This is a genomic window from Paenibacillus sp. M2, from assembly GCF_046713495.1.
GTDB lineage: Bacteria > Bacillota > Bacilli > Paenibacillales > Paenibacillaceae > Paenibacillus > Paenibacillus amylolyticus_B.
Genome location: NZ_CP169648.1, coordinates 6722200 through 6742008, shown reverse-complemented (window position 1 = coordinate 6742008; position 19809 = coordinate 6722200). Strand labels below are relative to the sequence as shown.

Genomic DNA, 19809 nt, shown 5'->3' with positions numbered 1-19809 from the left:
GATTAAGGTTTAAAATAATCCAATACACAAGTCTAATTTTGTCCAATGAAGCGCTTTCATTTTCTGATATATAATGAGCCTATGAAAGACAAACCAGTCACACACCGGGAGGTCATAAGAGATGAAAGTATGGAAAAGCGTAGCAAGTGCGGTACTGGTCAGTGTTCTGCTCGCAGGTTGCGGTTCCAATGCAGGAACGGACAATGGGCAGGAAGAATCGGCATCAGGCAGCACGGTGTCCCTCAAAGTATTCGTTGCACAACCTCGGCTGAAAGAACACTACGATAAATATATAGAACAGTTCAAAGCCAAGGAAAAAGCAGAGAAAAACATTGAGGTGAACGTGCAACTGGAGATGCCGCCAGCAGACAATGCACCTCAGATTCTGAAGACACGTCTCGCCTCCAATGATGCACCGGATGTGTTCGCTCTGCATGCAGTTAATGAGATTCCACCATTCAGCAAAGCTGGTTATCTGGAAGACCTGTCGGGCCAACCTTTTGTCGATAAGCTGCTGGATTCGGTTAAACCTTCCATAACGGATGCGGAGGGCAAAATCGTAGCTGTTCCACTGGAAACAGTATCATGGGGCTATTTGTACAATAAAGATATTTTCAAAGAGCAAGGGCTGGAAGTGCCAACGACGTTAACGGAAATGAAAGCGGTCGTGGAGAAACTCAAGGCAGCCAACATTACACCGTTTGAACTGTCCTACAAAGAATCCTGGATTCCGCAATTATTCCTGCCACTCACTGTGGGTGCATTAACTCAGTCTGAGCACAAAGACTTCGTGGAGAAGATGAATCAGGATCAGGGTTCCTTCTCCGATATGAAAGCATTGTTTGATATCTTCGATCTGGTCAATGCGAATGGTACAGATAAAGCGCTGGAAGTGGGCGGAGATGATGGTTCAGCAGCCTTCGCTTCAGGAAGCGCCGCGATGTGGATTCAGGGACCATGGTTTGCCGAAACCATTCTGAAGTCCAACCCGGACTTGAACTTTGGTGTAGCACCAATGCCGATCAATGACAATCCGGATGATACCAAAATCAATCTGAGCACCTCCACTTCGCTGGCAGTATCGTCATCTAGCAAAAACAAAGAAGTGGCACTCGATTTCGTGAACTACATTCTCGATGACAAGGATTCAAGTGCATTCTTCGAAGCGCTCAAATTTAATCCGATTGCCAAGATCCATGACTTCAAGAGCTTCCCGTGGGTAGACGATGCCCAGAAATATGTGAGTGAAGGTAAAGCTTATGAGGACCCATCCCTCCCTCAAGCGGTGAAAGACGAGTCAGGCAAAGCGTTACAAGGCTACTACTCTGGGCAATTAAATCAACAGCAGGTTATCGATGCGCTCGACAAGGCGTGGAAATCCTACAACAAAGTCAACAAGTAAGGAGTTGCGAGGAATGGAGTATCCGCTTGCTTTTGTTGGCAAATCTCTACGGTTTGAGAGCTTGTCAACAAATTAGCGGTACTTTGTTTCGTCGCAGTCTCCAAGCAGATGATACGGCAGGCAGAACGTTCTTCGTTCCCTCCTTTGCAATCATCCGCTTCGAGTGAAAAGGGGGAGAACCTATGGCTACGAATGTGTTCAAGAAGTATCTGTCACTGCTCGCGTTCACTGCGCCTGCCTTTGTCATCTATGCGATTTTCCTGCTGTATCCCACGTTTAGTGGCCTGTTCTATAGTCTGACGGATTGGAACGGACTCAATCGGGATTACAGCTTTATCGGTCTGGGCAACTTTGTGGAATTGTTCAAAGAAGATCCCGACTTTCTGAACTCCCTGTGGTTCACGATGAAATATGTAATATTTATGTTGATTCTGCAAAATGGAATTGCCTTGCTGCTCGCCGTGTTCATTGAGTCACGGACGCGCAGCAAAGGGCTTTTCCGGACGCTGTTCTTCATGCCTAACATGATCAGTACAATCATCAGTGCTTTCATGTGGACCTTCATCTTCTCTCAGGTGCTGCCACAGCTCGCAGAGAAACTGGCTTTTTCGTTCCTCGACCAGCAATGGTTGGGTGATCCGAAGTTTTCATTTTACTCCATTCTGATGGTATCGCTCTGGAATGGTGTAGGGTATATGATGATCATCTATCTGGCTGCTCTCCAGGGTGTGCCGAAAAGCCTCAAGGAAGCGGCTGTTATTGATGGGGCCAATGCATTCCAGGTACTTCGCAATGTGGTGTTGCCGATGATTACTCATGCCGTGACCATCTGTTTCTTCCTGACGCTGAACGGAGCCTTCAAGGTGTTCGAAGTGGTCTATGGACTGACGGGTGGTGGACCGGGCCGGGCCACACAGGTTATCACAATGAACATCTATGAAGAAGCGTTCTCCAACAACTTCAGGTACGGCTATGCGAGTGCCAAATCGGTTGTGCTGTTCATCATCGTACTCATCTTTACACTCATCCAGATCACCGTCATGAAGAAGAAAGAGGTGGAAGCATGAGGATGCAACGACTGAACAGTTATCTGATTCGCCTGCTGCTGATCTTGGGATCTCTCGTGGCCATGCTGCCGATCTACATGGCGGTGGTGAACTCTTTCAAAACACAAGGAGAGATGTTCCAGTCCTTTATTGCGCTGCCGACGACGCTGCACTGGGAGAACTATTCGGACGCATTTAACAAAATCAATCTGTTGGGCAGTTCGATGAACTCGGCGATTGTATCCTTTCTGGGGATTGGTGGTATCGTCTTCTGTGCCTCATTGGCTGGATACAAGCTGTCACGTACCTCTGGTCGACTGAGCAATCTGATCTTCTTCCTGTTTGTGGCGTCCATGCTGGTGCCGTTTCATTCAATCATGATTCCGCTGACACGGGTAGCCAAAGGCATGGGTGTACAGGGAAGCACGTACGGATTGGCCTTAATCTATATCGGGCTTGGTGTAAACATGGCCATCTTCCTCTATCACGGGTTTGTGAAGTCCATTCCGCGTGAATTGGAGGAATCGGCTCAGATTGATGGATGTAACGAGTTCCAGACGTTCTTCCAGATTATCTTCCCGCTCTTGCTTCCAATCACAGTCACCATCGCGATCCTGGACTTCCTGTGGATCTGGAATGACTTCTTGTTGCCACTGCTCATGTTAACCGATGTGAATCGGTATACGCTGATTCTGTCCACAAACATGTTATTTGGCGAATATAACAAGGAGTGGCCTTTGATTCTGTCATCCTTGGTTCTGACTGCGATCCCGGTTATCCTGATCTATGCGTTCTTCCAGAAGTTCATCATGGAGGGTATTGCAGAGGGTGCTGTAAAAGGATAGCGAATAGCAGGATGATACGATGAAATCCCGAAGCGCTGCTGGTATCGATCTGCTTTGGGTATTCGACCAGACTTACAAAAACTAACGTAAAAAGCCTTGATCTGAAGGACATCGTCCTTTTCGGTCAAGGCTTTTTTTGGTTGTGAAATCAGGAACCAGCATTTGAAATCATGAGCCAGAATCCATGAGCCTGTGTACAGCTTCTACGAGGCATTGTAGTCCACGCTCCATCTCATCAGGAGAAGCGTAGGCGTAAGAGAGCCTGATATGACTCGCATCCAGCCGGTCATATAGGTAGCCCGGGTGGATAAGTACATTCTGTTCCAGACAGGTATGGAACAATTGGCGGATAGAGAGAGGGGATACAGTGAATTGCAGCCAGATATAAAAGCCGCCAGCGGGTATTTTCCACTTCGCCATGCCATGAAAGTGACGTTGCAACAGATCCAGCATGAAGTCTCTGCGTCTGCGTAGCTCAGGGCGAAGGCACTCCATATGTTCTGCATGATGCCCTTCGGCGAACCACAGGGCAGCGGCTTCCTGCGCGAGTGAACTGGTACCGTAGTCGGTCTGCATCTTGATATCCGCGAGCCGGCGTATGACCGGCTCTGGCCCCACCAGCCATCCGAGGCGTAAGCCGGGACTGACTGCCTTCGACAAGGTGCCCATATGCAGCACCCGTCCTTCCTGGTCACGCGCCTTCAGCGATGACGGAGGAGGTGTATCCAGCCACAGATCACTGTAGGCGGCATCCTCCAGTATGGAGATGCCTAATGTTCGAGCGGTGGTCATGAGTTCTTCCCGGCGGTGATCACTCATCACAGAGCCCGTGGGATTGTGAAAGCTCGGGATCGTATAGAGAAGCGAGATATGGTCTTGATCTTTTACATGCTGCGAGGCATTCTCCAGGCGTGCAATGTGCAGTCCTTCATCGTCTATCGGGATTCCGCTCATTTTCAACCCTGCCGATTGAAAGGCGTGAATGGAATAGAGATACGACGGTTTTTCCAGCAGAACTGCTGAGCCGCGAGGGAGCAGTCCGACCGAAATCAAGTGTAGCGCTTGAAGTGAGCCGGATACGATCAGTATGGAATCTGGAGAGGCCTGAATGCCAGTCGTCTGCAAATGGGCGGATAAAGCCTCACGAAGCTCCAGGCTTCCTTGAGATTCCAGGTAGTTGAGGGTACGAGAACGCTGGGACAGGGAGTACAGAATGTCGTTAAAAGCATCCTTAGGCATCAGTTCCGGGGCAAGCTCCCCTGTACCAAGACGTATGATGCCAGGCCGGAATTCAGCCTGATTAATCTGCTGGATCTCGGGCAGGTTGGGATAATACCAGCCCTCCTCAATGGCTTCATTCCAGTTGGGCATCGCTCCGTGAGCCATACCATGCCAACCGGAGCCGGAAATAAAAGTTCCTCCGCCATGTCTGCCTTTAATCAGACCAGCGGCGGTCAGGTTATCCAGGGCAGTGACCAATGTACTGCGGTTCACCCCCATGGACTCAGCCCATATTCGCTGTGAGGGGAGACGATATCCTGCTGACCATTCGCCCGTTGTGATTTTCTGCCGGACATAGGCTTCAATCTGGCGATACAAGGGCAAGTCGAGAGAAGGGTTCGGCTTCCACCCCATGCTTAGCCGAGAATCAGAACGTTCCATAACTGGCAGAATCACCTCCGTTTTTCTTTGTAACGAACACTATATCATTTGGTTGGGTCTAATGCCATCCAAGTGGTTGGTTACGTCAGTTATCATCTGCCCTAATATGGAGGACAGAGATAAGGGGGAAGAACATGGAGGTTGTTATTCATGCAGTGGTTCTGGCGTTTGGCCTGATCTTGCCACTGGGTGTGCAGAATGTATTTATTTTTAACCAAGGCATGAGCCAGAGGCGTTATGTACATGCCCTGCCTGCTGTAATAACGGCAGGGGTCAGTGATACGTTGTTGATCGGGGCAGCTGTTGGAGGGGTGTCGCTCATTTTGCTGCAATGGCCAGTACTGGCGAATGTGTTGTATGGCGCAGGAAGTTTGTTTTTGCTGTATATGGCTTGGAGTATCTGGAGGTCATCCGAATCTGTGGAAAGTTCGCAAACGGTAATGTCAGCAGGGCGACAGATTGCGTTCGCCGCATCGGTATCTTTACTCAATCCGCATGCGCTGCTTGATACGGTTGCCGTGATTGGCACCAGTTCACTTCAGTATGAAGGGGTGGAGCGCATGTATTTTGCCCTGACAGCGGCAACTGTATCGTGGATATGGTTCTTGGGAATTGCAGGCGCGGGCAGGGTGATTGGCAGAAAGGATCGAACTGGACGCATCAGTCTGATGTTTAATCGGTTGTCCGCTGTGGTCATGGTTGGGCTGGCGGTTATGATGCTGTGGAAGCTCATCTATTCCTAGAAGGACTGTGATGTGGCTGGCACACTTGTTAAAATAAAAAACTCCCCGTGACGTTAATCGCGCGGGGAGTTCAATGTGAGTGCTGAATTTGGTGATCAGTATAACCTGCTGATCTAGTTATTGAGTTGGAACATGTAGTGCTCGATAATGCATCAATATTGCATCATTTATATATGGTTGGTCATTTGGTTAAGGTCATCGTAATCGAATTTATTCTGCCTTCAACAGCATGGATTCAATAAACACTTTCAAATCACGGCTTACAGTGTTCAACTGATCAATGACCTCGCTGAACTCGGTTACCATCACAGCCTGTTGGTTGCTAGACTGTGAGATGGAGGTAATCTCCTGCTCCATCTGCTGAATGGAATGCTGAACATCTTTCAAGGAACGTTCGATATTCACCGTTGCTTCTTTGGTACCCGTAGAAAGTTTGCGCACTTCAGATGCAACGACGCTGAATCCGGCGCCTGCTTCGCCTGCTCGGGCTGCTTCGATAGCCGCATTCAGGCCCAGCAGATTGGTCTGTTCTGAGATTTCACGGATGAATGCGGCGACTTTGTTAACCTCGCCTGAGTTCTGCACAGCCATGCGAGTATTATCCAAAATCTGTGTAGATGAGGCTGTCAATTGTTCGGATTGGGCGGCTACCGTCTGCACCATATCTGTTAATTTTCCGCTGATACCGCCGATCAATTCAGTGAAGTACTCCAGTTTTTCCTCATTCTGAAGAGAGAAACCAATGGCAAGTGTGCCTACGATATTTCCTTGTTCATCCCGAAGTGGGGTGGCCGCCGAGTTGATTGATGTACCATAGAATTTTGCATCAATACGGTTCGCTGAAGTTTCGCCATGTATAAGTGCCCGGCGGAGTGTAGGGTCATCGAGGGAAACGGGGTCTCCTGCCTTGATGCCCAGATCGAGTTCATTGCTAGGAACATAATACCAGAACTTCTCCGTGTCGGTTACTGCAATCATGATATCGTGTTCTTTCAGCATAATTTTAAAATATGGACTTGCCGCAACGAGTGCTTCAACGATGTTCAATAAGGTTCAGCTCCTATAATGTATGTGTATCATCTAGATGTATTGTATACATCGTCAGAATGAGGTTAATCTTGAAGGCCTGATAAGGGCAATAAGATATATTAATTAAATTTTTAACAAATGAAACAGGGGGATTGATTTTTTTCAGAAATTTATGAAAACATGACAAAAAAGCAGGCGAGAACAATCAAGTTCTCGTCTGCTTTGTTATCCGCCAATCTGGGACATGCGGCGTACCGTCGGTGTATGAGATTGCATTTTTTGTTCCAAAGCCAGAGCCATCTCATGATTCTTCGGTTTCGTACCCAGTGCTTTGAGGAAGAGTGCCGCCATGGCATCCGGATCATCCACGAAGCGGCGAACATTATACTCATCCGACCAGTACAGGCAGGCTTTAATATGTCCGTCAGCGGTCAACCGAAGTCGGTTGCAATTGTCACAGAAATGATCGCTCACGGGATGAATCAATCCGAATGTGCCTTCGGAGCCCACAATTTTCATATTGCGTGATGGGCCATTACCCGCAGGGCCTGTTGTATTTTCTACCGTCCAGCCTGCTTCAGCGCATACATCTGTCACGGCTTCCAGCGGCAAATAAGATTTGCGCCATGAATCTGAAGCCTGTCCAATCGGCATATATTCAATAAAACGCACATGAAGAGGTTGATCCATCGTCATAGCAATAAAATCCTTGATCTCATCATCGTTGATACCCTTCATCAGTACAACATTCAGCTTGATCGGAGCAAGCCCAGCAGCTGTTGCAGCTTCAATGCCTTTCAGCACCTTGTTCACATCTCCGCCGCGGGTAATCATGGAGAAACGATCAGCGCGCAGGGAATCCAGACTGATGTTAATCCGGTTCAATCCAGCATCTTTCAACGCCTGAGCTTGTTTGTCCAGCAGAAGAGCGTTGGTCGTCAGGGCAATATCGTCAATCCCGTCAATTGCCGAGATCATGCTGACGAGCTTGTGCAAGTCCTTGCGTACCAACGGTTCGCCCCCAGTGAGCCGAACTTTGCGCATGCCCATCGGCGCAAGTACCTTCAGCACCTGTGCTATTTCTTCGTAGCTCATAATCTCATCATGTGGAGCAAACTCCATGCCCTCCGCAGGCATACAGTACACACAGCGTAAATTACAGCGGTCCGTAACAGAAATACGGATGTAGTCATGTATTCGGCCAAATGAATCCTGAAGCAATTCCATGCAGACCACCCTTTCATCGGTTCAGATTGGAAATCTTCTATTATAAATGATACGACAATTTCAAAAGGAACAGTTGCATCAAATTTTAGCTATTTCTCCAATCCGCGTCAACGATGACGTCAGATGACAGCATTTTTGGCGGGGTGGTTCAGGTGGAATTGTCCCACGACTTGTTGCAGAAAGACCGTAATGGCTTCCACATTATGCGAAGAATGCTGAACCTGTAACATATCACGGATCAGCTTCATCATCTCTGCTTCTACCTCAGCAGAAGTCGCCCGATTCTGATGGCTGATTGCAGCAATATTCTCCATCAGCATGACCACTTGATCCACGACTTGTGTGCGCTCAGGTTCTTCAGCGGTAGCATTTTGCAGAAGTTGCGAAGCGGCCTGAACCAGTGTCGTTCCTTCAGCAAGTACCTGATCACCCTCTGTGATTAATTGGGATGCAGCTCCTGTTGCAGTTGAGATTCGGTCCAGAATCTGATGAATATTTTCAGTAGAAGAACGGGATAAATCAGCCAGCTTACGAATTTCCCCTGCCACAACCGAGAAGCCTTGACCATGTTCACCCACGCGTGCAGCTTCAATGGTAGCATTTAGAGCCAGCAGATTGGTCTGAGCTGAAATTTCATCAATGACAGCCAGTGCGCGGTAAATCTCTTTCATCGTATCCATGAAGGACAGGATGGTACGATTAGTATCGGATACCGCTCCTGAGATTTGGGTCATTTTATCGCCGATTCGTTCCACTTCCTGCTGGGCCACGCCGATCTGTTCGGTTGCAGAGGTCTCCAGTTGTTGCAACGTTATGCGCATGTGATCGGCAGCAATTCTGGCCTGGTCGAGATCTTCCAGTTGGGTGCGGATGGCCTGGATCATTGAACCAAGCTTTTGGTTCACTCGTTCAGTCGTGCCCTGGGTTGTCTCTGTTGAAGTTCGCATCTGATACTGGTTGTCCATTACGTCTACTGTGGCAAGTTGTACCTTCAGCATAATGCCTTCCAGAGAGTCAATCATGTTGTTGATCCACTTCGCCAGTTCACCCGATTCGTCTTGGGCAAAAGCAGATGTGTCCAGGCGCTGGGTCAGATCCCCCCTGCCTTCCGCATTAATTCGAATAAAACGGCTGATGCGGCGCAAGTCTTCATGGACCCTCCGATATTGGCTACGATGCAGCTGTAATGCAGTGAAGAATCCAAATAACACATTAAAAGCGGCCATTGCTGCCGTGCTCCAACCACTACCAGTGAAGGCATAGACAAGAGCTGCTCCTGCAATGCCTGACAAAAGCGTGAAGAGACTATGTTGCTTGAACTGACGCCAGCCGATGCTTCGTATCCGATACACTTCCTCCAGATCCCCTTCACACATCATGCCCCAGCGATCAGGACAGTGTGGCAGCTGGAAGGTGATGCCTTTGCCGATTACAGAAATATGGCGATAATCCGAGTAGCCGGGAAAAGCTACGAACAGATTGGAACCATTCTGAATGGTGTTTGCTACTCCGGGGTGTAGTTCTCCGGTCGACGGATCAGTGAACATGAGTTCCAGTTCGGTATGCTCCTTAACGGAAACGATACCCCATTCGGTGGTGACACCATCTTTGAGATTTTCCCCATGTGTAAAAGTACGATCCTCGAAGCGGCTTCTGGACAAGGCGGTGCCGGGTTGCAGATGTGGCCTTAATATCGACTCAGCCATAAAGAGGTAATTGTCACCGGAATCGGGATAGATATGACCTGATTCTCGTTGGATCAGGTCACCCAGTACATCCCCGGGTACACGGCTACATAATGAACCGACATAGCGACCTTCCTGCAGAATTGGTGAGATAAACAGCAAGGTGACATCATCGTGAAAAGCGGACGAGCGTGGACCAATATCCAGCGTCAGTGGATCAGAGTAAGGACCATACAAGCATTTTTTTTCATGTCGATCTGCTCTGGAGTACTTCAATCCTGGTCCTATCAAAGCTTCGTGATCCTCATAGATCTGTCCAATATGTTTCTTATATGTAGAGAATACCACCTGATTCTGTTCGTTTATCATGAATAGCTCCGTGCTATCAACGGCTCGAATATAACTGGCTTGAAACCATGCATCTAGTTTGCTTCGTTGCTGTGAATCTTTTAATACATCCTGTAATTGGACCGACTGTATCTGTTGAAGCAAACGGTCCAGGTGATTCCAATGTTCATCTGCCCAGTCCATCATAATCTGCCGTCTCGTTTCGGCAATTCCCTCAAAAATCTGTTCCACATCTTCCTTCATATGTGCGTTCAACCGATACGATCGCCACAGCGGCAATCCTTTTCTCCATCCCAGCCAATCAAACATCATGACCACCCCGATTTCTGGATTTGAAAGCTTCGTTCTACTGATCTTTGTATGACAAAGGAAGCCAGCCTGCGTGGTGATTGATCCGGAATAGTGATACCGCCTTCATCATTCAGGAGCCTTGACTCACGTGGAGGTGGGAGCCCTTGTACGTCTATTCAATCTTTATACAAGAAAATGGACAAGAATACGAGGGCATATGTCATATTTTCCGAATATTTATTCAATAAATACAAATGATCGTGCGTTTGTTGTTAAGTGAAATGTATGTTAGCTAAATACGAGGAAAACTCACATGGATGTATTTGAGAATCCGTCTCATTTTACATTGTGTAACATGAACAGGCCCATACTCAAAACACACTGTATAATGTAATCCCCTCCCAAAGCGATATAGTATTATCTAACAAGCAAAACCTGTTACGTTCGTGTATATAAACCTCCCATTCAGCCTTGGTGTGCAATGAAAATAACTTCCACAAAGGAGAATGCCCATGTCCTCCGCACCCTCAGCTACAGTCCCCGAAGCCTGCCATATTGATGTAGATCATGTGTCCGTTGTCTTTGGCACAGGTACACAACAAGTCACTGCTTTGTCGGATGTTACATTCCAGATCCAGTCCAATGAGTTTGTCTCTCTGCTGGGCCCTTCCGGCTGTGGCAAGTCGACCTTGCTCCGGTTAGTGGGTGATCTACTTCAGCCCACCTCAGGCACCGTTCGCATTGCCGGTCAGGAGCCTGAGCGGGCTCGACTACAGCGACAGTTCGGTATTGTCTTCCAGACACCTGCCTTGTTCGATTGGCGCACCGTTCGTCACAATGTGGAATTGCCACTGGAGCTGCTCGGTACCCGCCGGAAGGAGTGTCGCCGCATTAGCGGTGAGCTGCTTGAAATGGTAGGGCTAACCCGCTTCGCCGACCATTATCCATGGCAGCTCAGCGGAGGCATGCAGCAACGAGTATCCATTGCGCGTGCCCTTGCGCTTGATCCACCATTGCTACTCATGGATGAACCCTTCTCGGCCCTGGACGAATTCACCAAAGAAAAGCTTCAATTGGAGCTGCTTGAGATCAAGCGCTCGACAGGCAAGACCTTCCTCTTTGTCACACACAGTATCCCCGAAGCGGTATTTCTGTCCGACCGGATCATCGTACTCTCGGCGCATCCGGGGCAAGTACATTCCATTCATTCTGTGAATCTGCCTCCTGAACGTCATAGTGAACTGAGAGAAACGGATGCTTTCTACCACATGATTACAACCATTCGCAATTGCTTCTACGAGGAGCGTGATGAATCTCATGTCCCTGCGGCTCTTTAAACTAGGATATCGATCCTGGGTCGTCATCTGGATTATGGCCGTATTGGTGCTGTGGGAAGGAATCGCCTGGATGCTCCAACTGTTCCTGTCACCCCAGCAGGCAGCTTCTCGCCTTCCATATCTGCACGATGTGCTTGCAGCGTTGTTTCGTTACTCGGGTACGCTCGCAGAGCAGGGGGCTGTCACGTTTGGCAATGCAGCCATTGGTTTTGCAGGGGGAACGTTGCTTGGCCTGGGTCTGGCTCTGCTCATGAGCGCAGCTGTCTGGCTGGAGCGCACGTTATCGCCATATGTAGTCTCCTCACAGATGGTTCCGGTTATTGGTCTCGCCCCAATTGTGTACGGCATCATCCACAACGCGGAGTGGGCGCGGATTGTTATGGCGGCGTACGTAACTTTCTTCCCGATCATCATCCATACGTTAAAAGGATTGAAAAGTGCAGCACCAGAGCACCTGGAACTGATGCGTTCCTGTGGAGCTTCACTAACTGCACGATATATCAAATGCCTGCTGCCCTCAGCACTGCCGGGACTATTTTCTGGTATGAAAATAGCCGCTCCGCTGGCGGTGACCTCCTCCATCGTTGTGGAATTGATGGGAGCTCCCGATGGACTCGGCGTCCTGATGGTCAGTTCGTTATATTACGGCCATGCCCAAGTTGGCATGTTCTGGGCCACCATCATGCTTAGCATTGGCATTGGCCTGATCTCGTATCTGGCCATCAGTCTGGCTGAACGTTGGCTAACCCCTTGGCAGCCTGAATTCAGGGCCAAAGGAGGGGATGCCATATGAGTGAAGGTAGAGTTTTGCAACGGAAGAGGGATGAAGGTGTAGCCATTGCTGCTGTAACTGGCGCGGCTACGAACCTCACTGGTTCACAGATGACGACTGTTCCAGGTTCGGAAATTCATGGACAACAGGGACAAGCCGAAAAGGCCAGATTGGGCTCTGGCGTTCGCGGAAGATCTGTTGCGCTGAGTATGCTTCCATGGGGTGCGGGTGTGTTGATTCTCACCCTCTGGCAGCTCAGGATGTTTCATTGGATATTTTCGTTGGAAAGCTACCAACTGCCCGTGCCTTCCGCCATTGCGGCATCCATTCAGGAAAATGCCAATATGCTCTTTCGATATGCGATGTACAGCGGAACCGAAATGCTGGGAGGCTTTTTACTCGGTTCATTGTTGGGTGCTCTGGCAGCGGCAGGTGCATCGTTCTTTCCCACAAGCGGCAGGGCAGCGGTTACGGTTCTGTCGGCACTGAACGCTGTTCCGATCGTGGCTCTTGCCCCGATTATGAATAATTGGTTCGGTGACGGGATATGGTCCCGTATTGCTGTTGTCACGGTGATTACAATGGCCGCTATGGCCGTCAGCCTGTTCAAAGGGCTGACTTCCATTCAGCCGCAGTACAGTGATCTGCTGAGTGGCCTTGCCGCGAGCAGGATGCAGTTTTTTTGGAAGCTGAGATTGCCTCATGCGCTGCCTTCCCTCTTCGCCGGTCTGAAGATCAACATGTCGACCAGTATTATCGGGGCCATTGTGGGTGAATTTTTCATCGCCTCCCAAGGGCTGGGATACTTGCTCTCGGATCAGATTCGATTGGCGAACATGCCCTTGGCCTGGTCCTGCATTGTCATCGCCGCCGCGCTCGGCATTGTGTTGTATGAAGCGGTTGTCCTGGCAGAAAAGCGACTCATTCCGTGGAATCGTGCACGCACAGATCACTAACGTGCTACTCCATTTCTAGCTTCATTCCCTCTTCTTGGTACTGAAAACCAGACTTTTTGAACACGGACTGATGATTGAAAAATCGTATATAAACAGGGGGTTGTTCTGTACATGTACAAAACGTTGAAGCCGGGTTTGCTGGTATTGGTCCTGTTGGTGGTTACGATGCTGGGCGCATGTTCTACGAAGTCTGAGCCGGCGGCTGAGCCCTTCGCTGCGAGTTCAGGAGGGGCGGGCGAAGCAGATCAACCGTTAACCAAAGTGAAAATTCAGCTGAAATGGGTGCCGCAGGCGCAGTTTGCCGGGATCTATGCAGCGAAGGAAAAAGGTTTTTTTGCAGATGAAGGCATTGATGCCGAGATTATTCCGGGTGGCCCGGATATCGTGATTGAGCAGCAGGTGGTCAATGGCGCAGCCGATGTAGGCATTACCGGAGTAGACAGTCTGCTGGTTAGCCGGGATAACGGTCTGCCGCTTGTCTCGCTCGCCCAGATCTCACAGAAGAGTAGTTATCGCTTGATCGCCAAGAAGTCGCTAGGTATTACCGATCCCGCTCAGATGAAAGGCAAGAAGGTTAGTACCTGGTTTGGCAGCCAGCAGTTTCAGGTGCTCGCGTTCATGGAGAAGAATGGCCTGGACCCGAAGAAAGACATTGAACTGGTGAAGCAGGGGTTCACGATGGATCAATTTTTCAATGACCAGGTAGATGTGGCGACGGCAACGATCTATAACGAATACCACGTTGTACTGGAAAGTGGAACGAAAGAATCGGATCTAGACGTGTTCAACATTGAAGATGTCGGTGTTGGCATGCTGGAGGATACGCTGATTGCCAAGAAAGATTGGGTAGACAGTAATCGTGAGCTTGCGGTCAAAGTGACCCGTGCCATTCTGAAAGGCTGGAATTACGCCATCGATAATCAGAATGAGACGGTGGATATCGTGATGAGTAATGTGACGGAGGGCAGTACCACCCGTGAGCATCAGGTCACGATGCTTGAAGAGATTGCAAAGCTGATTCGGCCGGAAGGATTTACAGAGCAGCAAGTCGGCAGCTTTGTGGATGAGTCATTTACCCGAACTGCGGATATTGCGCTGAATTATGGCTTGATCAAAAAAGCTGCAAACCTGGATGAAGCACTGGAGAAAAGCATCTATGAGGAAGCAGTGAAATAAGCGTGTGGAGGAGGATGACGAATGAGTTCTGTGGATCAGCAACCTCAGCCGCTTGGCGGTACGAAGGAAGAATGGCTGGAGAAAGATCGCAAATACGTATGGCATCACATCTCGCCTCATAACGATCATCCGATGATTGCGGTAAGTGGGGAGGGCAGCTGGATTACCGATCAGGATGGTACGCGTTATCTGGATGCGATGTCGGGACTGTGGTGTGTGAATGTAGGGCATGGCCGTGAGGAGATTGCGAGGAGTGCCTACGAACAGATGAAAGCCCTCGCTTATGTACCGATGACGCAGAGTCACGAACCGGCGATTTTGCTGGCAGAGAAGCTGAATGACTGGTTGGAGGGGGAGTATCGAATCTTTTTCTCCAACTCGGGTTCAGATGCGAATGAGGTGGCTTTCAAAATAGCCCGTCAGTATCACCATCAGAATGGTGAGCCTACTCGGCACAAATTCATCTCCCGTCACCGTGCCTATCACGGTAACTCCATGGGCGCACTGGGCGCCACCGGGCAAGCCGCCCGCAAGATCAAATACGAGCCGCTCGGTGTAGGTTTCTCTCATGTTCCACCACCGTATTGTTACCGCTGCCCGTTTGGGCGAAACAAGGATGGATGCGGACTCGAGTGTGCAACCATCTATGAAGAGGTGATTCGCTGGGAAGGTCCTGAGACGGTTGCCGCAGTGATTATGGAGCCGGTGATCACTGGAGGTGGCATGATTGTTCCTCCGCCGGATTATATGCGCACCGTGCAAGAGATCTGTCAGCGCTATGGCGTGCTGCTCATTGTCGATGAGGTCATCTGTGGTTTTGGCCGCTCGGGGCAGAAGTTTGGTCATCAGAACTATGGTGTACAGCCAGATATGGTGACGATGGCAAAAGGCATGACCAGTGCGTATTCACCGCTATCAGCAACGGCGGTGCGAGCCGATCTGTATGACACGTTCCGGGAACCCGGAACGGATGCGCATTTTCGCCATGTGAATACATTTGGTGGGAATCCGGTGTCCTGTCGGGTAGCGCTGGCGAATCTGGAAATTCTGGAACGAGAGAATCTGGTCAGCCGTGCGGAGGAGCTGGGATACCTGCTTCGTGAGAAGCTGGAACCATTACTGGAGCTGTCCATTGTGGGGGATATCCGTTCATTCGGATTCGCCTGTGGGGTGGAGTTGATTGAAGCAGATGGTTCTCCTGCAGAGGCGGATAAAGTGATGAAGGTGCTCGCCAGTTGTAAGCGGGACGGCATTCTGATTGGCAAGAACGGAGATACCGCGCCGGGGTTTGCGAATATTTTGACGATCTCCCCGCCGTTTGTCACCACCGAGGAAGAGCTGGATCTGATCGCAGGAAGTTTGCTCGCTGCGTTGCGAAGTCTGGATGCGAGTTAGTAACCGGATATGGATGAGAACGCACTGTACGACAAGTACGACAGAAGTGTTGGCAAGCAAAATAAAACAAAATAAAGTGTTTCAACACATGACGTGATAACTATTCGCAAGGAGGTGAGGGACGATGCAGACCACAACAGGCAAAGTCATTAATCAGCTGCGGCTGAATGAGCGAATTGAGCAGTTGTCACGTATTGGCCGAATAGCGGACACGGGCGTCTGTCGACTTGCCCTGACCCCGGAAGATATGGACGGCATCATACAGGTTCGTCTGTGGATGGAAAAGGCCGGTCTGATGACGCGACTTGACCCCTTCGGCAATCTGATTGGTCGTCTGGAAGGTGCGGATCAGGTACTGCCGATTCTCATGATTGGTTCCCACATCGACTCTCAGCCGTATGGCGGGCGATATGATGGAGCGATTGGTGTGCTAGGCGCACTCGAAGCGGTGCAATGCCTGATCGAAAATGGCATTCAGCCCCGTATGCCGATTGAGGTGATTGCTTTTTGCGATGAAGAGGGTTCCCGTTTTAACAAAGGCCTGTTCGGCTCACGTGGTATAACTGGTCAGTTGGAAGAAGGCGAACTGGAGCGGCAGGATAAAAACGGAGTGACCCGCCGGGAGGCGCTGGAAGCCTTCGGCTGTTCTCCTTCGGTTTTTGAAGAAGCGATCTATCCGCCAGGTTCCATTGGCAGTTATCTGGAGCTGCACATTGAGCAGGGGCCAGTGTTGGAATCGCTGAATGCTCCGATAGGTCTGGTGACGGGCATCTCGGGCCCGCTGTGGCTTACGGTTACGATGAAAGGTATGGCGGGTCATGCTGGCTCCGTTCCAATGGGCATGCGGCATGATGCTTTGGCAGGCAGCGCCAGAGTCATTTCCGCTTTTGACGATATGGTGAGAGAAGACCCGGAAGCACCAACTGTAGGTACGGTAGGAAGTCTGAGGGTGTTTCCCGATTCGCGTAATATCATCCCAGAGGAAGTCAGCTTCACGGTTGATTTACGAGACATGGAGATGGAACGCAGGAACCGGATGGAAGCCCGCTTGATGAACATTTTGGATGACGTGAGTTCCCGATATGGTCTAACGTATTCGCTTACCGAGGATACGAACAGTGAGCCAAGGTATTGTGCAGAGTCAATCCAATCGGTGATTCGTTCATCTGCGGAAGAGATCGGGATTACTTTGCCAGAACTGATGAGTGGTCCGTTCCATGATGCGTTGGCCCTTTCGCGTGTGTGTGAATATGGCATGATTTTTGTCCGCAGCAAGGACGGCATCAGTCATCATCCCAGCGAGTATTCCTCTCCGGAGGATATTGGACTCGGCACGGAAGTGTTGTATCGAACCATTCGAAGGATGTGCGGTGGAGTGAACCAACCAACCATTTTACCTGAGGAGGCGTTGTGACAATATGGGCAAAATCAGCATCGGATTAATCCAGGCTTCACATGAGATTGAAGGTTCGGCTCCCGTTGAAGTTCACAAAGAGGCTGCGGTTCAGAAGCACATCACGTTGGTCCGTGAAGCTGCTGCAAGAGGGGCCAAGATCATCGGGTTGCAGGAAGTATTCTATGGACCGTACTTTTGTACAGAGCAGAATCCCAAATGGTATGCATCCGCTGAACCGGTACCGGAAGGGCCAACGACCAGACGTTTTCAGGAGCTGGCGAAGGAGCTTGCGGTGGTGATTATTTTACCCGTGTACGAGGTGGAGGGCATTGCTTCGTATTACAATACGGCAGCCGTTATTGATGCAGATGGTACGTATCTGGGCAAATACCGCAAACATCATATCCCGCATGTGGAAGCAGGTGAGGGTACAAATGGGTTCTGGGAAAAGTATTATTTCAAACCAGGCAACCTCGGGTTTCCGGTTTTTGATACGGCCTACGCCAGAGTTGGCGTGTACATCTGTTATGACCGTCATTTTCCGGAAGGGGCGCGTTTGCTTGGGCTGGCAGGGGCAGAGATTGTGTTCAATCCGTCCGCTACGGTTGCGGGTACATCGGAATATCTGTGGAAACTGGAACAACCCGCTCACGCAGTAGCTAACGGCTATTATGTAGCAGCTATCAATCGGGTTGGCGTGGAAGCGCCGTGGAATATGGGTGAATTTTATGGGCAGTCGTACTTGGTCGATCCGCGTGGCAGAATGGTTGCCATCGGCAGCAGGGATCAGGATGAGGTCGTCATTGGCGAGATGGATACGGAGATGATTCGTGAGGTACGTAATGTATGGCAATTCTACCGTGATCGCAGACCGGAAACGTATGAACATCTGGTTAGTTTGTAGGAAGTGGCAATAAGTGATCGGTAAGTGATTCTGTCAGCGGGGTGGCATGTGTAATGCACGCAAGATTGTTTGAGATAGCATAGATCATTCTCCAGGAGGTGCATGACATTGATGAACAGCTCAGAAACAACGTTATCCGATTATGGGTGGGAGAGTCGTTTCGCCGAGATGAAACCCGCCATGACAGGTAAGGAAGCGATGGAGGAATCGAACCGCTGTCTGTACTGTTACGATGCACCTTGTATCAAGGCTTGTCCAACCGACATTAATATCCCTTCTTTTATTAGCAAAATATCAACAGGGCACCTGAAAGGATCGGCCCGCACCATCATGGATGCGAATCCGGTTGGAGCCAGCTGCGCTCGTGTCTGTCCCACAGAGGAACTGTGTGAAGGCGCATGTGTGCTGAACGAATCGTCGAAGCCGATTCGTATTGGTGACTTGCAGCGTTACGCCACCGACTGGGCGCGGGCGAAGAATGAGCCGTTATTCCAGGCAGCACCTGCCAATGGGAGAACCGTCGTTGTTGTGGGAGCCGGGCCAGCGGGACTGTCGGCGGCACGTGAACTGGGGCGTGCAGGGTATGAGGTGACGATCTATGAAGCCAAACCCAAAGGCGGTGGGCTGAATACGTATGGCATCGTATCCTTCCGTCTGCCCGAATCGGTAGCGCTATGGGAAGTGGAGCAGGTAGAAGCGCTTGGTGTACAGATCCGTTATGGAGTGCGCATTGGAGTAGATATTCCTGCTTCGCAGTTGCTGGAGCAGTATGAAGCGGTCATTTTGGCCTGTGGCATGGGTTCAGTACCTATGCTTGGTATTGAAGGAGAGACACTGGAAGGTGTCTATGATGCGATTGAACTGGTGGAGTCTACCAAGCAGGGTGTTCCACCGGCACTGAATGGTCTGAAGGTCGCCGTGATTGGGGCGGGCAATACGGCGGTAGATGCAGCGACCTGTTCGGTACGTCTTGGTGCCGAGCGAGTACAGATGTTATATCGGCGCGGGGAAAGCCAGATGACGGCGTATGCGTTTGAATATACGTTTGCCAAGCAGGAGGGTGTGGAGTTCCGATGGTTTACGATGCCGCAGCGTATTATTGGAGACGAGAACGGTCGGGTTCAAGCTGTGGAATGTGTGAAAATGGAGCTAATTACCCCGCCTGGCGGTGGGCGTGCTTTGCCTGTGCCTGTGGAAGGATCGGAGTTCATGATCGAATGTGATACGGTCATCCGGGCGATTGGACAGCATCGTTTATTACCATTAATCGAAGCATTTGGACTGCGTCACCACTGGGGCGTCGTTGAGATCGAACCGCATACGTACCGTACCTCGCATCCTCAGATTTATGCGGCAGGAGATGTCATTTTTGGTCAGGGCCAGGGTGAGGCGATGGTTGTCTCGGCTGCACAGCAGGGTAAGCTGGCCGCCGCCGCAGTTATGAAGGTGTTACCTGGACAGGTGGAAGAGACGGCGTGAGTGGTGAGGAAGGAAAGGGAAGTAAAGAGCACGGAAAGTGTGCAATGAAAGGGTGCGAGGAAAGAGTACGGGTGGGAGGACGCTAGGGACGGCTAGAGTGTTGAAGGTGTAGATCT

General features: G+C 50.2%; 16 protein-coding genes. 12 read left to right on the top strand and 4 right to left on the bottom strand.

Going from position 1 to position 19809, the window contains the following annotated elements; all coding sequences use genetic code 11:
- Window positions 1–121: 121 nt before the first annotated feature.
- The 3 genes from ACETMN_RS30740 (at window position 122) to ACETMN_RS30730 (ending at window position 3293) form a co-directional block, all read left to right on the top strand.
- The gene (locus ACETMN_RS30740) at window positions 122–1402 is read left to right on the top strand and encodes an ABC transporter substrate-binding protein (protein WP_091012863.1); all 1281 of its coding nucleotides are present in this window, start codon (window positions 122–124) and stop codon (window positions 1400–1402) included.
- Window positions 1403–1584: 182 nt separating this feature from the next.
- Window positions 1585–2469: a carbohydrate ABC transporter permease gene (locus tag ACETMN_RS30735; RefSeq protein ID WP_091012865.1), complete on the top strand. Its 885-nt coding sequence runs from the start codon at window positions 1585–1587 to the stop codon at window positions 2467–2469.
- Complete coding sequence (locus ACETMN_RS30730) at window positions 2466–3293, top strand: carbohydrate ABC transporter permease (RefSeq protein WP_062836914.1); 828 nt, start codon at window positions 2466–2468, stop codon at window positions 3291–3293. The genes ACETMN_RS30735 and ACETMN_RS30730 overlap by 4 nt, the downstream gene beginning before the upstream one ends.
- Before the next feature lie 168 nt (window positions 3294–3461).
- Here ACETMN_RS30730 and ACETMN_RS30725 read toward each other — a convergent pair whose 3' ends face one another.
- A complete protein-coding gene (locus ACETMN_RS30725) occupies window positions 3462–4955 on the bottom strand; it encodes a PLP-dependent aminotransferase family protein (protein WP_091012867.1) in 1494 nt (497 codons plus the stop codon).
- A 134-nt stretch (window positions 4956–5089) separates the two neighbouring features.
- Here ACETMN_RS30725 and ACETMN_RS30720 point away from each other — a divergent pair, with 134 nt between their 5' ends.
- The gene (locus ACETMN_RS30720; protein ID WP_091012869.1) at window positions 5090–5698 is read left to right on the top strand and encodes a LysE/ArgO family amino acid transporter; all 609 of its coding nucleotides are present in this window, start codon (window positions 5090–5092) and stop codon (window positions 5696–5698) included.
- A 210-nt stretch (window positions 5699–5908) separates the two neighbouring features.
- Here ACETMN_RS30720 and ACETMN_RS30715 read toward each other — a convergent pair whose 3' ends face one another.
- From ACETMN_RS30715 to ACETMN_RS30705, 3 genes are all read right to left on the bottom strand, one after another.
- A complete protein-coding gene (locus ACETMN_RS30715) occupies window positions 5909–6745 on the bottom strand; it encodes a methyl-accepting chemotaxis protein (RefSeq protein WP_091012871.1) in 837 nt (278 codons plus the stop codon).
- Window positions 6746–6952: 207 nt separating this feature from the next.
- On the bottom strand, window positions 6953–7954 hold the full coding sequence (moaA, locus tag ACETMN_RS30710) for a GTP 3',8-cyclase MoaA (RefSeq protein ID WP_091012873.1): 1002 nt from the start codon (window positions 7952–7954) through the stop codon (window positions 6953–6955).
- A 119-nt stretch (window positions 7955–8073) separates the two neighbouring features.
- Complete coding sequence (locus ACETMN_RS30705; RefSeq protein WP_306299262.1) at window positions 8074–10299, bottom strand: methyl-accepting chemotaxis protein; 2226 nt, start codon at window positions 10297–10299, stop codon at window positions 8074–8076.
- A gap of 491 nt (window positions 10300–10790) precedes the next feature.
- Here ACETMN_RS30705 and ACETMN_RS30700 point away from each other — a divergent pair, with 491 nt between their 5' ends.
- The 8 genes from ACETMN_RS30700 to ACETMN_RS30665 all read left to right on the top strand — a co-directional run bounded on the left by ACETMN_RS30700 (window position 10791) and on the right by ACETMN_RS30665 (window position 19693).
- The gene (locus ACETMN_RS30700) at window positions 10791–11615 is read left to right on the top strand and encodes an ABC transporter ATP-binding protein (RefSeq protein WP_091012876.1); all 825 of its coding nucleotides are present in this window, start codon (window positions 10791–10793) and stop codon (window positions 11613–11615) included.
- Complete coding sequence (locus tag ACETMN_RS30695) at window positions 11587–12408, top strand: ABC transporter permease (protein ID WP_256974925.1); 822 nt, start codon at window positions 11587–11589, stop codon at window positions 12406–12408. Before ACETMN_RS30700 ends, ACETMN_RS30695 begins: the two co-directional genes overlap by 29 nt.
- Window positions 12405–13343, top strand: a complete 939-nt coding sequence (locus ACETMN_RS30690; protein WP_411735498.1) for an ABC transporter permease — start codon at window positions 12405–12407, stop codon at window positions 13341–13343. The genes ACETMN_RS30695 and ACETMN_RS30690 overlap by 4 nt, the downstream gene beginning before the upstream one ends.
- A gap of 111 nt (window positions 13344–13454) precedes the next feature.
- Window positions 13455–14519 carry an ABC transporter substrate-binding protein gene (locus tag ACETMN_RS30685; RefSeq protein WP_091012880.1) on the top strand — a complete coding sequence of 355 codons (1065 nt, stop codon included), beginning with the start codon at window positions 13455–13457 and terminating at the stop codon, window positions 14517–14519.
- Window positions 14520–14540: 21 nt separating this feature from the next.
- On the top strand, window positions 14541–15914 hold the full coding sequence (locus tag ACETMN_RS30680) for an aspartate aminotransferase family protein (protein WP_091012882.1): 1374 nt from the start codon (window positions 14541–14543) through the stop codon (window positions 15912–15914).
- Between the two features lie 124 nt (window positions 15915–16038).
- Window positions 16039–17328, top strand: a complete 1290-nt coding sequence (locus ACETMN_RS30675) for a M20 family metallo-hydrolase (RefSeq protein WP_091012884.1) — start codon at window positions 16039–16041, stop codon at window positions 17326–17328.
- A gap of 4 nt (window positions 17329–17332) precedes the next feature.
- Complete coding sequence (locus ACETMN_RS30670; protein WP_091012887.1) at window positions 17333–18214, top strand: nitrilase-related carbon-nitrogen hydrolase; 882 nt, start codon at window positions 17333–17335, stop codon at window positions 18212–18214.
- Between the two features lie 111 nt (window positions 18215–18325).
- Window positions 18326–19693, top strand: a complete 1368-nt coding sequence (locus tag ACETMN_RS30665) for an NAD(P)-dependent oxidoreductase (RefSeq protein WP_091012889.1) — start codon at window positions 18326–18328, stop codon at window positions 19691–19693.
- Window positions 19694–19809 lie beyond the last annotated feature (116 nt).

Bases quoted from the DNA above. Each gene is read 5' to 3' on its own strand.
- ACETMN_RS30675 (WP_091012884.1), top strand. From the start codon at position 16,039: ATGCAGACCACAACAGGCAAAGTCATTAATCAGCTGCGGCTGAATGAG.
- ACETMN_RS30690 (WP_411735498.1), top strand. From the start codon at position 12,405: ATGAGTGAAGGTAGAGTTTTGCAACGGAAGAGGGATGAAGGTGTAGCC.
- ACETMN_RS30725 (WP_091012867.1), bottom strand. From the start codon at position 4,955: ATGGAACGTTCTGATTCTCGGCTAAGCATGGGGTGGAAGCCGAACCCT.
- moaA (WP_091012873.1), bottom strand. From the start codon at position 7,954: ATGGAATTGCTTCAGGATTCATTTGGCCGAATACATGACTACATCCGT.
- ACETMN_RS30720 (WP_091012869.1), top strand. From the start codon at position 5,090: ATGGAGGTTGTTATTCATGCAGTGGTTCTGGCGTTTGGCCTGATCTTG.
- ACETMN_RS30670 (WP_091012887.1), top strand. From the start codon at position 17,333: ATGGGCAAAATCAGCATCGGATTAATCCAGGCTTCACATGAGATTGAA.
- ACETMN_RS30735 (WP_091012865.1), top strand. From the start codon at position 1,585: ATGGCTACGAATGTGTTCAAGAAGTATCTGTCACTGCTCGCGTTCACT.
- ACETMN_RS30705 (WP_306299262.1), bottom strand. From the start codon at position 10,299: ATGATGTTTGATTGGCTGGGATGGAGAAAAGGATTGCCGCTGTGGCGA.
- ACETMN_RS30700 (WP_091012876.1), top strand. From the start codon at position 10,791: ATGTCCTCCGCACCCTCAGCTACAGTCCCCGAAGCCTGCCATATTGAT.
- ACETMN_RS30685 (WP_091012880.1), top strand. From the start codon at position 13,455: ATGTACAAAACGTTGAAGCCGGGTTTGCTGGTATTGGTCCTGTTGGTG.
- ACETMN_RS30695 (WP_256974925.1), top strand. From the start codon at position 11,587: ATGAATCTCATGTCCCTGCGGCTCTTTAAACTAGGATATCGATCCTGG.
- ACETMN_RS30665 (WP_091012889.1), top strand. From the start codon at position 18,326: ATGAACAGCTCAGAAACAACGTTATCCGATTATGGGTGGGAGAGTCGT.
- ACETMN_RS30740 (WP_091012863.1), top strand. From the start codon at position 122: ATGAAAGTATGGAAAAGCGTAGCAAGTGCGGTACTGGTCAGTGTTCTG.
- ACETMN_RS30730 (WP_062836914.1), top strand. From the start codon at position 2,466: ATGAGGATGCAACGACTGAACAGTTATCTGATTCGCCTGCTGCTGATC.
- ACETMN_RS30680 (WP_091012882.1), top strand. From the start codon at position 14,541: ATGAGTTCTGTGGATCAGCAACCTCAGCCGCTTGGCGGTACGAAGGAA.